The organism is Salinibacterium hongtaonis, assembly GCF_003065485.1.
Taxonomy (GTDB): Bacteria; Actinomycetota; Actinomycetes; order Actinomycetales; family Microbacteriaceae; genus Homoserinimonas; species Homoserinimonas hongtaonis.
The window spans coordinates 2,568,850-2,583,279 of the sequence record NZ_CP026951.1; the positions used below are offsets into that span (position 1 = coordinate 2,568,850).

The window sequence follows — 14,430 nt, forward strand, 5'->3', positions numbered from 1 at the left end:
GGGGTAACCGTCGCAGTAACAGCAGTTGCGACGGCTACCCCCATCGGGAAGTGCCCGAGCACCTGTCAGAAGCGTGCCGGGTGACTCCGCGACAAGATCGCGACACCGGTGCTCATGGGCGTTCTTTACTCCGAACGGGCCCAGACGAAACGGAAGTCGGGCTCGGGGAGGCCGATCAGGTTGCCCGGGTAGCCGCCCACTCGGTCGCTGACGAAGACTCCATTCTTTACTGCCACCAGAGGGATCTGCGGCATCCAGTCGGTCAGCCCCTGCTGCAACTCCTCATAGAGGCCCTTGATTTCGTCGTCAGGCGCCGTACGCATCTCGTCGAGGACGCGGTCGACCGTCGGATCGCCCTTGAGCCCGTTGTTGCCGCCCGAGGTGCTGTAGAACGCAGTGCGGGCGTAGTTCACATCGATGATTTCGATGTAACGGTGCTGTGCCTGGAAGTTTCCGGATCGTGCCTCAGAGACCATGGTGGGCTGGTCACTCACGTTGATCGACATCTCGATGCCAGCGTCGGCGAGCATCTGCTGGAGGACTGCCGCCTGCTGCTGGAACTCGGGCGGGCTGGTCGTAGTCAGGGTGAATTCCGCGGGGTTTCCGGTGTCGGCCGTGTATTCCTCAACTAGTTCCTTCGCCTTGTCGACATCGTAGGTCGGCCAGTCGGTGTCAACGAAGAACGGGCTCGTGCTGAGCATCAAACCGGACATGATGTCGTGCTTACCCTCGAACACCGCCGCGTTGAGACCCTGCTGGTCGATGCCATAAGCCAAGGCACGCCGCATACGCTCATCATCGAACGGCGGGGCCGAAAGGTTGAGAACGAGGTTGTAGTACGCAGAGTCCGGCTGCGTGAGCATTGTGAGTCCGCCGTCTGCCGCTGTCTGGAGGTCGACCGCAGACTGTGCACGGGCGATGTCGATGTCACCGGCTAGTCCCGCGGAGATGCGCGACTGAGTGTCCGTCGCCGTAACGAACACGAGCTCGTCGAGGTGCGGCTGATCCTCACCCGCGTAGTCGGGGTTTTTCACCAGCACGACGTCGCCACCAGGCTGGAAGGACTCGAGCTTGAACGGCCCTGCTCCCACGGGGTTCGTTGCGATGGCATCACCGAACTGCTCGACTGCGGCGGGCGAGGGAACCATAGCGGGGCCACCCGGGTAGGCGCCGACGAGCACGTCGGGGAACCCGGTCCATGCCTCCTTGAGGGTGATGAACAGGGTTTGCGCGTCCTGGACCTCCATCGAGGCAATCTGACGCATGTCTTGCGCGGAGCGCGAGAGCGAACCCTCAGCCGCGATGCGCTCGAAGTGGGACTTGACCGCCTCAGCGTCGTAGGGGTTGCCATCCGTGAAGGTGAACCCGGGCTTGATCTTGAGAGTCCAGGTGACTCCACCGTCTTCGCTGTCGATCGATTCAGCCATATCGGGGCGGATGTTGCGCTCTTCGTCGTCGTAGGAAAAGAGCACCCCGTAAATCTCTCGCATGATCATGTTGCCACTCACGGCGGAGCCGGCGGGGTCGAGCGACTCGACAACGGCGCCCAGACCGTAGGTGAGGCTGCCACCCTCCTGCGGTTCACCGCGCTCGAGCACTTGGGCCCCCCACGACGTCGTGGTGATGTCGCTGTCCTGGGCGCCACCACCAGCGGCACCGCCGCTGCATCCGGTGAGCACCAACAACGCTCCGGCGACGACCGCGAGAGCTGGACGGAAAATCTTCATAGTTTGCTCCTTTGTGCCGCGTAGGCAAGGGACTAGCTTGACTCTGCTCTGAGCCAAGGCGGGATCGAGAGCTCCCTTAAGGAGACAATGCACCGCGGTCGCAATCATGCGGTGCCATCCGCGGGCCGGACAAACCAGCCGTCTCATTATGCGGAACGCCTGTTCTGCGTCCGGAATGCACATGGACAGAATGCTTGTACCTCGACAGAGTGGCCGCTACAGTCAGCACAGCACTTACTACGGCGAGCCCCGGATCCCGGAATGTGCGGCCCGCTTCCGAACACCACGTCGCTGCACAGTTCGGTTTTGACCCGGCGGGGAAAGGGGAAGGGCATCGTCATGACAATCACTCTGGGGGCTGCGCGGGCCACACTCGATGAGGCGATGCGCCTTGCCGAGGCCGCCGGGCTACGCGGGAGCGTCTCGATTGCTGACGAGCATGGCAGGCTAGTGTGCTCCGCCCGCATGGACGGTGCCAGTTGGTTCACGCTCGGTGTCGCCAACGCCAAAGCCCAGACGGCCGCCACGTTCAAGCGCCCCAGCGACTCACTCGGCAGGCTCAAAGACGACTACCCCGAGCTACTGCGCCACATTGACGACCAACTCGCATTCCGCGTAACAACGCTGCCCGGCGGAGTCCCGCTGGGCGCCGACGGCTCCCTGGGCGGAATCGGCGTCAGCGGCGCCCACCCGGAGCAGGATCTGCGGATCGCCCAGGAGTCAGCCGCGTTCTTCATCGCCCGCCGCTGAGTCTGGACCAGTCCTCCGGGTTCAGTCGACGAGGGTGAGTTTCACATGTCGAGTTCCACGGCGATCGCGAAGCCCTCACCCTTGAGGCGTCCTTCGTGTTGATGCCCAGTTCCCTTCCAGCCGCATGTAAGGAGCTCAGGTAGCCGGCCGAATATCCGTGGCAAACAGCTGCTCGGGATTCAAACCCTCTCCCGAACCGCCCATCTCCGCGATCACGGCACGCCGCGATACAGCACGGGACGCTCACCCTGTGCCGCGATCCGCGCCTCCAAGGCCTGCCGCACCTCGGGCCACTCTTCCACGAGGATCGAGTAGATCGCCGTGTCACGCCACGAGCCATCCGCCCGGCGACGTTCGTGCCGCAGAATGCCCTCGAGGGTGGCGCCGAGGCGGAGAATGGCGGCGCGGGACCGCTCGTTGGCGGCATCCGCCTGAATCTTGACCCGACCGAACCCGCTATCGAACGCGAGCCCGAGCAGCAGGAGCTTGGCCTCGGGGTTGACCGCTGTGCCCCAGACCCGCGGATCGTAGGCCGTCCAGCCGATGTGGGCCGCTTCGTCTGCCAGTTCAAAGTCGCCGAGAGTTGAGGTGCCCACCAGCACGCCATCGTGCGCTCCGCCCCGCAGCCGAATTGCGTAAGGGTTGCCCGCCCCGAAGGGGTAATACGCCCGCGCAAAAGCGCAGAATTCGGTGAGGGTAGCTGGCAAGCCTGCGGGGCCGCCGCCGTATCCGCCCGCGAAGACCTGAGGATGCGCGATCGCCTCAAACAGTTCTGGCAGGTGATTGTCAGTGAGGGGCTCGAGCGTAACAAACCGCCCGTTAAGCACAGATAGAGGGGGACGGGCCGTGGTCACGACATGCAGTCTGGCACGAGAAGTGACACCATGGGACTCGTGAGTAACACTGCACTCTTTAATGCCTCTGCCGATGCCTTTCTCGGCCTGCTCGCCGAGGTCGCGCCCGACCAGTGGGAGTCCCACGGACTCGGCTCCTGGACGGTGCGGTCTCTTGCCGGCCACACCGCCCGCGCGATTCTCACGGTCGAGACGTACCTGGGCCAGGATGAGCCGGGTTCGGCCACGATTCCCTCGGCCGAGCACTACTACAACGAGGTCCTCGAGCAGTTCACCGACCACACGTCGATCGAGCAACGCGGTGTCGAAGCCGGCGCGTGGCTCGGGGCCGACCCTGTCGGCCAGGTTCGCGACGCCATCAACCGCACCAAGGTGCTCATTAGCGAGCAGCCATCAGACCGCCTCGTCTCGATCGGCGGCATGGGCATTCTGCTCGACGAGTACCTACGCACCCGCGTCGTCGAACTCGTCGTTCATTCGATCGACCTCGCCCGCGCCATCGGCTCTGACTTCACGCCGCCCAAGGATGCTCTGGCAATGACCGTGAGCCTGCTGGCTCAGACGGCCGTGCACCGAGGCTCGGGAGTCGAACTGGTGCTCGCCCTCACGGGCCGGGAGCGCCTACCCGAGGGCTTTACCGTCGTCTAGCTAGCCGAGCAGGTCGTGGCGCACGACAATCGCGTCGCGCCCGGGGCCAACACCAATCGCCGAGATGCGGGATCCGCTGATCGCCTCAAGGGCGAGCACGTAGTCCTGCGCCGCCTGCGGCAGGTCGGAGAACTCGCGGGCGCCCGTGATGTCCTCGTCCCATCCGGGGAAGTTCTCGTAGATGGGCACAGCGTGGTGAAAGTCCGTCTGCGAGACGGGCATCTCGTCCACGCGAACACCGTCGACGTCGTACGCGACACAGACGGGGATCTCCTTGAGGCCCGTGAGCACATCAAGCTTGGTGAGGACGAAGTCGGTCACACCGTTGATGCGGGCCGAGTAGCGGGCGATGGGGGCGTCGTACCAACCACAGCGACGGGGGCGACCCGTCGTCGTGCCGAACTCGCCTCCGTTGTTGCGCAAGAAGTCGCCGCTCTCGTCGAACAGCTCCGTGGGGAACGGGCCCGAACCGACGCGGGTCGTGTAGGCCTTGACGACGCCGATCACGCGCTCGAAGCGGTTCGGTGCCACTCCGGAACCCGTCGCAGCACCGCCCGACGTGGCGTTGGACGACGTGACGAACGGGTATGTGCCGTGGTCAACATCCAGCATCGTGGCCTGGCCTGCCTCGAACAGCACGGTCTTGCCGTCGTCGAGGGCGCGCGTGAGCACGAGGGCCGTGTCGTCGACCATGGGGCGCAGGCGCTCCACATACTGCAGCAGGTCGTCGACGATCTCGTCGACCGTGATGGCGCGACGGTTGTAGATCTTGACGAGCAGGTGGTTCTTGGTGACGAGCGCGCCTTCGACCTTCTGACGCAGGATGTTCTCGTCGAAGAGGTCTTGAATGCGGATGCCGACGCGGTTGATCTTGTCGGCATACGTCGGGCCGATTCCGCGACCGGTGGTGCCGATCTGACGCTTGCCGAGAAAGCGTTCCGTGACCTTGTCGAGCGTGCGGTGGTAGCGCGTGATCACGTGAGCGTTGGCGCTCACACGAAGGCGAGACACGTCGACTCCGCGGGCGGCGAGGGCGTCGAGCTCCTCGAACAGCACCTCGATATCGACAACGACGCCGTTGGCGATGACGGGCACGACGCCGGGCGACAGGATGCCGGAGGGCAGCAGGTGCAGCGCATACTTTTCGTTGCCGATAACAACGGTGTGGCCGGCGTTGTTGCCGCCGTTGAACTTGACGACGTAATCGACACGGTCTCCGAGCAGGTCGGTGGCCTTGCCCTTGCCTTCATCGCCCCATTGGGCACCGATCAGCACGATTGCGGGCATGCAGCAGACATCCTTCTTAATTAGAGAGAGGAGAAACGGGTGGGAATAGTGCAAGTCTACCGGTCGTAAAGGCCTAGTCGGCTGGCTGCCTGGAGCGCATCGTCTCGCGAGTTCACGCCGAGCTTGCGATAGATGCTGCGCAACTGGCTCTTGATGGTGTTGACCGAGACGAAGAGTTCGGCGGCGATCTCCGCCGTGCTGGCGGTGCGTCTGAGGGCCGCAAGCACGATGACTTCGCGATCGGTGAGGCTGATCGCCTGCTCCGCCGCCGGAAGGAGGGCGGGCAGGCTGTCGAGGTCGGCGAGAAGCTGCTCATAGTCGGCCAGCCTGCCGCTGTCGCGGGCGAGACACAGCAGATCCCGGCGGGTGGCAGCGGGCAACAGGGCGAACGGATGCCGCAGGCCGCGGTCGTTGAGCAGCAGCACTGCACGTTCAAAGTGATCGAGGGCGAGCGCGTGCTCATCGAGTTGGAAGGCCGCGGTTGCCCGCAGCAGCAGGGTCTCTGCCTGTGTTCTCGGCGACCATTCTGGGGCGTTCACGAGGGCAGCACGGGCCGCCTGCGGGTTGCCGTCAACCAGGTGAGCGCGCGCGAGTGCCCTGGAGATGGTCGGGTCGTTCGCATCATGCCGTTTGAGCACTGCCGACGCTCGGCGCGGATGCCCCGCTGCGAGCAACAGCAGCGACAGCACAGCGTCTAGCCGCCGGCGGGTGACGGGTGTTATCTGCGGGCGGGCGCCTCTTCTGAGGGCCCGCTCGAGCACGGTAGCCGCCTCGAGGGGGCGACCCAGGCCGAGCATCGCCGCGGACTGCACGTACATGAACAGGGGCCAGTGCTCGATCGTGTCCAGATGCGGGGCCATGAGCTCGACCCTCGCCAACGCCTCCGAGTAGTCGCCATTCTCGATGCTCAGCATCGCCTCTGCGACTTGGTAGAGAGCCCCGGTGTAGTCGGCGTCGATGCCATCTGGCCACACCTCGCGCCTGGCCTGGTCGACGCAGCGCTGGGCTTCATCCATATTGCCGTGAAGCGCGTTGGTTCCGGCGCTGAGGGCGAGCCCATGCAGATATCCGGAGTCGGTGCTTCCCGGCCGCAGCGCACGGGCCGCCTCGAAAAACTCCAGGGCACGTTCCTCTTCGCCCCCATAGAAGAACGAGAGGCCAACCTGCGGAAACAAAGTGCCGAAGAACGGCTCGAGCCGGTCGCGCTCGTCGAGCGTGAGCTCATCGAGCAGGCGGGCGGTGCGCTCTGCAGCCGCGAGAGACTTTTCTGGTGTTCCGGAGATGCGCAACGCCGCGTTCTCGGCGCTCTGCAGCACAGCGCGTCGCACGGGGTCTGAATTCCGAGCACTTGTGCGCACGGCGGTGAGAGCTATGGCGAACATCTCGAGTGCGCGCATCCTTTGGCCCTGCTGCGCGTTGTAGGCAAGGGCGAGCGTCATCGCAAGGAGGGGCTGGCGGGCAAGAGTGCGGCGGGACAACGCAGAGAGGTGGGCGATGGTCTCCGCCCGATGGCGGTGCAATACGGGGCTATATGCGCGGATGATGATGTCGGTGGCCAGGTCGAATTCTTCGAGCGCAACGGCATGGCCTAGTGCAGCGGAATAGTGTTCGCGGTCGAACTCGCACCGCATGAGAATGCCGCGCACGCGGTTGTATTCCTCCGGTGCGCGCGCCTCTAGTTCGCGGCGAAGGCTGTCACGCATCCGTGTTTCGAACCGAAATTCTTGGCCGTCGTGACCGTCCGTCCACGAGCCCATCCCTGCGGCCGCGAGAAAGTCCAGAATCTCCCCCATCGAGTCGCTGCCCGTAAGGCGTTGCGCGATTTCCTCGGTGAGGGTCTCCGCGATCGAGAGGGTGACCAGGTGGTACACGTCACGGTCGCTCGCCTGGTCGCCGCCCCACAACTCGTTGAACACCCCGTGGCCGCCGAGCCCGACCCGCCGATGCACCGCGTCAGCATCGATCGCGCTACCCTCACGCTGAAGCGCTCGCACGACACCCTTGGCCACAACGGCGAGCCCGCCTGAGCTCGTGCGGAGGGCCTCGGCCACACTGCCATCGGGGTCGGCGACATCGAGTGCTACGAGCAGTTCCGCAGTTTCGGCGGGAGTGAAGAGCAGATCTCGGTTGCGGATGAGCGTCGGTTCGAGGGAGAGTTCGACCCAGTTGCTGTCGAAGGTGCCACGCTCGGCCGTGATGGCGACCACCGTGATGAGGGGGCTGGCCTCCACAATTGCGATGATGTCCTCGACGACGACGGCTTCGCACAGGTGTGCGTTGTCGACCACGAGCACCAACGGTGTGGCGTGCTGCGCCAGCCCCCGGATGATGTGGTGGCGCAGCATCCGCGGATGCGCGACTGAGGTGGAGAGCAGCGTATGTAGCTGATCGGATGGGCCGATGATGCTGGCGTCGGCGCACAGGAGAAGCACTGCGCGCCAGAAGGCTTCTTGCGTCGCAGTGTCGGCTTGCACGCTGAGCCAGACGCCTGGCGCGGCGTCGGGGTTTCGGGTCGTTGCCCAGTCGGCAGCCGCGACGGTTTTGCCGGTACCGGCGACCCCTCGCACTATGACGAGGCCGGTTGCCGTGTCGATTCGCTGCGAGATTCGCGCACGATGCACGACGTTGCGTGGCACTCGAGGCGTGGAGTATATCTCGGACATATTCTCCCGAGTGTAGCCAGTGTGGGGGCCATAGGCACCTGACGGATCGCGCTTCGCGATCCGCCAGGTAATACCGTTACGCCGTGCGCATCCTGCCTCTCTGGGCGATTGCGATGAGAGCACCGACGATCAGAAGCACGAGTCCGAGCATGAGCGCGAAGTCGAGGCCTGAGACTCCTGTCACGGTGAGGGCGAGCACGCTCACACTCACGCACGACGCGGTGGGGTCGTCGCCGCATGGGTCTGCCGGTGTGACGGGCAGCCACGGGCCGGGCGGCACGGTCACCGACGCGCTATTGACGCGCGTGCCGACTCCGTCGTACTGAACGACCACCGTGAACGACGTGCTGTCACCGGGCGCGAGCGAGGCGATGTCCCACTCGAGTTCGGTTCCGCTCTGTGCTGCGACGGGACTCGTCGAGACGACCCTGGCCGACTCGGGCAACGTGTCGCTGACAGTCTGTGCAACCGCCGTGCGCTCGCCCGTGTTGGTGACGGTGATCGTGTAGGTCACGTCTTCACCGATAGCGGCGAAGGCCTTGTTCGCGATCTTGTTGATCGCGAGGCTTCCCCACTCGTAGGTATTGGTGATGGTCGCGGTCTGCGCAGCGGGAACAGCGTCGGCGGCGGATGCTGCGGTGTCGATCGTGAGCACCGTCACGTCACCCGTTCGCATCGTCTCGTTGTAGGCGCCGAGAGCCCCAGCCTCAGCGACCGTGCACTCCGCGCCGAGCGGGATGCCGTCGATGCGGTTCGTGAGGGAGTTCGATGCGTCAAGCGTGAGTACTGCGGCCGATCCGAGGTTCACGGGAACCCCGCCAACCTCACACGACACGTTCACGTCGAAGGATGCGGGGGCGTGGGCCGCCGCATCTCCATCAACGACCTTGGTCACGCTGAGCGGACCGGAGGCGAGGGTCACACCGACCTTCGCGGGGGCACGGCGCATGGCCGGGCTCGTCACGAACGTGGCGGTTGTTCCCATCTGGTTCCACGCAACGGGGGATCCTACGGGGGCTGTGACGGGAGCGAGGCTCGCGTCGGCAGCGGTGACGGGCTCGTTGATCGTGCGCATCAGCAAGGTCACGCCGGCACCCGGTTCGAGGAGTCCCGTCGCGGTTCCGGTGAAGTCGTAGACCACCCGGATGCCCGTGACATCCGCCCAGTCTCCCGAGAACGTTGACTCGGGAACCCAGGTGTTTGCGGCACACGTGCTGTCGGTGCCCCACGCGGAGCTCGGGCCGGTGCCGACACACACTGCGGAGTCGGTGCTGACGTGCCAGCTGGCCGTAGCACCCGCCGGCATTCCGGTGAAGCTCAGGCCGAACGACTCGTCGAAGACGGGGCGCCACGCTGAGTCGCGGGGACCGCCCTGGTCGAGCATGCGGTCGCCAGCGGTGGGCAGCGGGTCGACGATCGTGAGCGCGGTCACGGACTCCGTTCCACTGTTGAGCGCGGTGAGCTTCCACTCGTCGGTCGCGCCGACGACCGTGTTGGCGGCACACGGGTTACGGAAGAAGCCGTCGGCGTCGGAGAGGCAGGTGCGCGTGGCGTTGACCGTGTTGACGGCCCCGGTCACGAGCGTGCCGTCGATCTCGCCCCGCACACTCTTGGTCGCCGAGATGTTGGCACCCTGAATGATCTGGGCGTAGTTGGTGGTTCCACACTGGTTGGCCGGCAGGCCCAAGATGTTGCCTTGGCCGTTACCCGAGACGTTGGTGCATGCCGCGAGGGCGCTGCCGGTGTCAACCACAACGCGGTTGGTGGTGGGGGTTGGCGCCCCGTGCTCGATCGTGGTGTCGAGGGTGATCGTGAATATCTCGCCCGGCGCCATTCTCGTGTTGCCGGCCGGCCAGGTGAAGACCAGGTTTCCGGATGATGTGTCGAGCGTTGGCGTTGTGGTCAGGAGGCCACCCGCCGACGTGGTGTAGACCGGCTCGTCGCCCGTGAACAGGAAGTGCGCCGGCAGGGTGTCGGTCACAGTGGTGATGGGAAGGAAGCCGCTGCCCGTGTTGCTGAACTGGATCGTCCACGTGACGACATCCCCGGCCCGGTAGGTGTGCACGTTGCCCGCTGGTGTCTTCGACACGTCAAGCGAAAAGGCTCCCGTTTCCAGGGCAAAGGATGCTGCCGCATCGTCCGTTGCGGGGGTGAAGAGCTGCACGGTCTCGGTGCGGCGCGATTCGACATCGATCTCGTTGGGCACGCTCGACGGGAACGCAATGGCGCCTCCATCACGAAGCTCGCTGCGGAGGTCAACGACGAAGGCAGCGGATGCGGCCCAGTCGGCGGGCAGCGCCGTGGTCGAGAACAGCCCGCCATCGGCACGGTCGAAGATGAAGCGGATGCCCGTGACATCAGCGAGCGTCACGGTCGGCAGCGTCGCGGTGGCACCTGCCGCGCCCTGCACCCACGTTGATGTGCCGAGCTGAACATCCACCCGAACGCGGTCGGAGCCGTCCGGCTTGGTGACCGTGTCCAGCGAAGAGAGCTGCACGGCGTTCCAGAAACGGGAGTCGGTATCGGTGATGACGACCTCGTGCGTTGCCGCGGTCGAGGCGCCGTCGTTGGCTGACAGCGTCACCGTCACGGGAGTGGTCGCACGGTCGCGCTCGATGACGCTGACCGGGGTGATGGCCTTGCCCGCCATGACATCGAGCTCTCCGCTGACGAGCGCGACCGGTGCTGAATCGGCCGCGATCGGCATCGAGTCGGCGCCTGTTGGGCGCAGGACGGGGTCGTAGCTCTGGGCGTAGCCGAAGCCATCGAGCGACGTGGGAACGACGAAGTCTGTCGTTCCTCCGCCGCGCAGCGTCTCCCGAAGCTGGGTACCGAAGACCATCGAGTAGTCGGAGCCGTTGACGATCGATCCGCCGTCGGTGGCCGGGCTGCTCGCCTGGTAGACGACGCTAACGCCGACCACGTCCTGCAACTGGGCTGCGGTGAGCAACTCTGCGGCAGTGATCGTGTGAACCGCCGTCGTTAGGGTGCCGTCGGCCGCGCGCAGCCACAGCGTGACCATCGAGTGGTTCTTGCTGACCTCGGCTGCGGGAACCGTGAACGTGAGCTTGGTGATGTCGAGACGCTCGAACGGGCTCGTCGCACTGTATGTCGCCCCCGCGAACGGGTTGGCGTCGTGGTCGGTTGCCGACGTGCGGCATCCGGGCATTGTCGGCCCGCACTCCGTGCCGGCGGTCACCCGCAGGAAGGATGCGCGGGACAGCGCCGTGCTTTCGGCGACGAGCGCGATATCCACCGTCGGGTAGATCGTCGTGTCGACGTCACCCGGGTTGGGGATCACGAGCTTGGGCTTGCTTGTCGTTACCTCCAGACCCACGTTCGGGGGAAAGTCGGTCAGCGTGATGTCGTCGTGAGCCGTGCCCTGTGCAGGAGAACCGATGAAGCGGGTTCCGTCGATGCTGACGGTGTTGCGCAGCGAGCCCTTGTCTGCTGCCCCCAGGTTGAAGGTCGTGGTTCCCGTGGCCCACTTCGTCGACGTCGTGTCTCGAACGGTGTTGCGCAGGGTCCAGTCGAGGTCGAAGTGGCGAGAGGCGTCGGCGGTTCCGGTCGCGATACCCGAACCAGGCAGCGCCCGGAGCGGGTCTGTTGTCGCTGCGGTACGGGCAGCGTCGTTGGGGATCACCGTGATGCGCACACCCGTGGAGGCGGCAACTTCGGTCGGCGTCAGGCTGTAGCCCTTGAACCCTGCGGTGTTCATCCACGATCCGGCGGGCGGTGCGACGACGTTCCAGACACCGCCGTAGAAGAGCTCGATGGTGCTGACGCTGTCCCACTGCAGAAGCGGTTCCTGCATTGTTGTGGTGGGATTTGCAGATCGTGACTGGATGCGCTTGAGGTCGAACGCCTGGAAGGTGGTCGAGCCAGGGTTTGCCTCGTTGCCAGCGGGATCGCTGATGGTGACCGAGGAGAATCCTGAAACGGGAACACCCCACGAAAGGCGGGTCACGGCGTCGTTGCCCGACTGCGCGACGAGGGTCGTAAGGTCAGATCCGCCGATCGTGCGCCACTTCTTGTCGGCGTAGAGCACGCCGGCGCCGGGGTTCGGTACGACGGTTACGTCGGCGTCTCCCGGCTTCTCAGGACTCGCAACCGGCGTGGTGCCACCCGCTAGGCCGTGGGCCTGCGCGATGGCGAGGTTGTTGTACGTGACTCCGGGCACGACGGGAGCAACGGGGCTACCCGAAGTGCGCAGCGTCGAGTTTGCCTGGAAGACGGCATTCGGGGCAACCGCCGTGGCCTGAGCGAAGTCGGCGCCCACCGAAACGAACGTGTAGCGGAGTCCGACGATGGTCGGCACGAGTGCCGCGCCGATCGTGTGCTCCAACAGCTTGGCTTCAGCCGTCGCATCCATTGTCACCAGCGAGTGCCATCCCGTTGCGTCCCTGTACTCGACGAGCAGCGTCGAGCCCTTAGGCACCTGGGTCGGCGCGATGGCCGTGGGGCTGAACGCCTCCCAGAAGTCGTCAGCCTCACCCGTCGCCGCGTCGGTGATGACGATCTTGTTGGGGGCTACATACTTCGAATCGCCCGAGGTGACGCCGGAGAGCTGCACCACAACGGTGCCGCCGACGGGGATCGCTCCCGACGGCTTGATCTCCTTCTCGATGCTCAGGTCGATCTCGGGAAAGTAGACGTTGAGCGGAGCATCATCCGTCGCGGACTTATCGCCAGCGGGGTTGACGGCCTTGGCTGTCACGATGTTGGTGAGCGGCTTCGGCGAAGCCGCTGCCGTGGGCACGAACGCCGGGGTCGGTGCGATCGTGAAGTCGGCCCCTGCCGTGGCACCCACCGCGATCTGACCGGTGAACACGAGTTCAAAGCCCGTAATGACACCGGCAGGAGCGACAGGGGTGGCGGCGGATGCGAACGCGACGGGTGCCTGGGCAGCGCCTCCGACATGCCAGATGACGGATGCCGCGGTCGCCCCACCGGGCCAGACGGGAGCGGAGTCGAAGCCGCCGAAGAGGACGTCAGCAGTGAAGAAGTCGACGTCAGAAAGCGTCAGGCTCGTGAGCGGGCCGTTCGAATCATTGCGAGCGCTGATCGCGGCCGCGGCCTTGCCTCCGGCAGGGATGTTCGCTGGCGTGATCGACTTCGACGCTGTCACCAGCACATTGAGTCCACCGATCACGTAGGGCGCTTCAGCTTTTTTGACCTCTGGCGTCTCTCCGGGAACCACAACGGTTGCCTCGGCGACGTTATTCGCGCTGGCTCCGAGCACGAGGCTAGCTCCACCCTCGCGGTTGGTCGCGCGCTGGGCGACGGTGACCGCGACGCTGCCGCTCACACCGTTGGCGGCGATCGTTGCATCACCCGCAGCATCCGTGAAGCTGAATCGCAGACCGGCCACATTCGGCGCTGTTACACCGACGGGCAGGGTCGCCGTCGCCGCTGGTGTTCCCGACTTCCAGACCCACACACCACCGTCGAGCACGTAGGCATCGACCTGAACGCGGTCGGCACCCTGCGGCATCGTCACGGCACCGAAGCCCGCGAAGTCGACCAGGCGGAACGGGTTTGAGGTCGGCAGCGTGGCAGAGTTTGCATCTGCGACCTGCGGGTCCTGAATAGCCAGCGACTCGGCGGGAACATTCGAAGTGTTGCGGGTGGTCAGCGTCATCGTGGACTGCACACCGGGCTGGAACTGCTGTGAGGCCGGCAGCCAGGTCTTGGTGATCCCGAGGTCAACGTCGACGGCAACCGTCACGGTCACGACGGCATCGTCGGATGTGGGCGCCGCGTTGCTGGCCGTTGCCGTCGCCGTATTGGTGATGGGGGCGCCGTTGTTCTGCCACGCGGGGGTGAGGTTTTGCGGAACCTTGAGCGTGAACATCAGAACGAAGCCGTCACCAGCGGGGATCACACCCGTGTCTCCATCGATCGCCTGCGTCACCGTTGCGGTGAGCACGCAGGCCGCCGTCACGGCCGTCGTGCACCCCGTGAGCGCAACCGTCGTCGGCACGGTGCTCGTCGTGACAACAGGAGCCCCGACGAACTCGAAGCCGAGGAACTCGCTCGGCATCGTGTCGGTCAGCACGACGTCGAGGCAGGCGGAGTCTGCACACGCAACGTCGACCGTGTAGGTGAACTCCTCGCCCGGAGCCAACGCCGTCTTCGCGTCGACCGTCTTGGTCACGCTGAGACCGGCAACACCGGCTGCGGCCGCCGGCGCGGCCCCCATCGTCGTTGCGACGGCGGTCGAACCGCCGAGCAGCAGCACGAGGGTTGCGGCAAGCACCGCGACTAGGGGTGAGCGGCGCAGTCGGTGGCGCCCACGGCGAACGGCGCGGAACGGAAGCATGGGAGCACGCAAGGTCATAGACACTTTCGACGGCGGCCGTCGCGGGAGCGCGCGAAACGACCTACGAGGATGCGTGTGGGTACCGGCAATCCCCGCTTAACGGTTACTAATAGCGTGCCCACGGTATTGACGCTTAAATGCACTCGCGGTCGGTTCACCCCAATTCACCCCGCAATTAA

At 65.3% G+C, this 14,430-nt stretch carries 7 protein-coding genes; 2 read left to right on the forward strand and 5 right to left on the reverse strand.

Translation table 11 applies throughout. The features are described from left to right. Positions 1-125 precede the first annotated feature (125 nt). Positions 126-1,727, reverse strand: a complete 1,602-nt coding sequence (locus C2138_RS12320; protein ID WP_159078231.1) for an ABC transporter substrate-binding protein — start codon at positions 1,725-1,727, stop codon at positions 126-128. Positions 1,728-2,066: 339 nt separating this feature from the next. Between C2138_RS12320 and C2138_RS13675 the strand changes: the two genes are divergently transcribed. Continuing rightward, on the forward strand, positions 2,067-2,477 hold the full coding sequence (locus C2138_RS13675; protein WP_159078232.1) for a GlcG/HbpS family heme-binding protein: 411 nt from the start codon (positions 2,067-2,069) through the stop codon (positions 2,475-2,477). 212 nt (positions 2,478-2,689) lie between these two features. Here the strand turns inward: C2138_RS13675 and C2138_RS12335 are convergent, their stop codons facing one another. Beyond that, positions 2,690-3,331, reverse strand: a complete 642-nt coding sequence (locus tag C2138_RS12335) for a GNAT family N-acetyltransferase (protein WP_108518246.1) — start codon at positions 3,329-3,331, stop codon at positions 2,690-2,692. Positions 3,332-3,370: 39 nt separating this feature from the next. Between C2138_RS12335 and C2138_RS12340 the strand changes: the two genes are divergently transcribed. Then, a complete protein-coding gene (locus tag C2138_RS12340; RefSeq protein ID WP_159078233.1) occupies positions 3,371-3,979 on the forward strand; it encodes a maleylpyruvate isomerase family mycothiol-dependent enzyme in 609 nt (202 codons plus the stop codon). Here C2138_RS12340 and C2138_RS12345 read toward each other — a convergent pair whose 3' ends face one another. The 3 genes from C2138_RS12345 to C2138_RS12355 all read right to left on the reverse strand — a co-directional run bounded on the left by C2138_RS12345 (position 3,980) and on the right by C2138_RS12355 (position 14,269). Beyond that, entirely contained in the window at positions 3,980-5,266 is a 1,287-nt protein-coding gene (locus tag C2138_RS12345; RefSeq protein WP_108518249.1) for an adenylosuccinate synthase, read from the reverse strand. A 56-nt stretch (positions 5,267-5,322) separates the two neighbouring features. After that, on the reverse strand, positions 5,323-7,929 hold the full coding sequence (locus C2138_RS12350; protein WP_159078234.1) for a LuxR C-terminal-related transcriptional regulator: 2,607 nt from the start codon (positions 7,927-7,929) through the stop codon (positions 5,323-5,325). A 76-nt stretch (positions 7,930-8,005) separates the two neighbouring features. Then, on the reverse strand, positions 8,006-14,269 hold the full coding sequence (locus tag C2138_RS12355) for a DUF5979 domain-containing protein (protein WP_108518253.1): 6,264 nt from the start codon (positions 14,267-14,269) through the stop codon (positions 8,006-8,008). Positions 14,270-14,430 lie beyond the last annotated feature (161 nt).

What these genes read in the sequence shown, in the direction of transcription:
- C2138_RS12350 (WP_159078234.1), bottom strand. Translation starts at nt 7,929, where the DNA reads ATGTCCGAGATATACTCCACGCCTCGAGTGCCACGCAACGTCGTGCAT.
- C2138_RS13675 (WP_159078232.1), top strand. Translation starts at nt 2,067, where the DNA reads ATGACAATCACTCTGGGGGCTGCGCGGGCCACACTCGATGAGGCGATG.
- C2138_RS12355 (WP_108518253.1), bottom strand. Translation starts at nt 14,269, where the DNA reads ATGACCTTGCGTGCTCCCATGCTTCCGTTCCGCGCCGTTCGCCGTGGG.
- C2138_RS12345 (WP_108518249.1), bottom strand. Translation starts at nt 5,266, where the DNA reads ATGCCCGCAATCGTGCTGATCGGTGCCCAATGGGGCGATGAAGGCAAG.
- C2138_RS12320 (WP_159078231.1), bottom strand. Translation starts at nt 1,727, where the DNA reads ATGAAGATTTTCCGTCCAGCTCTCGCGGTCGTCGCCGGAGCGTTGTTG.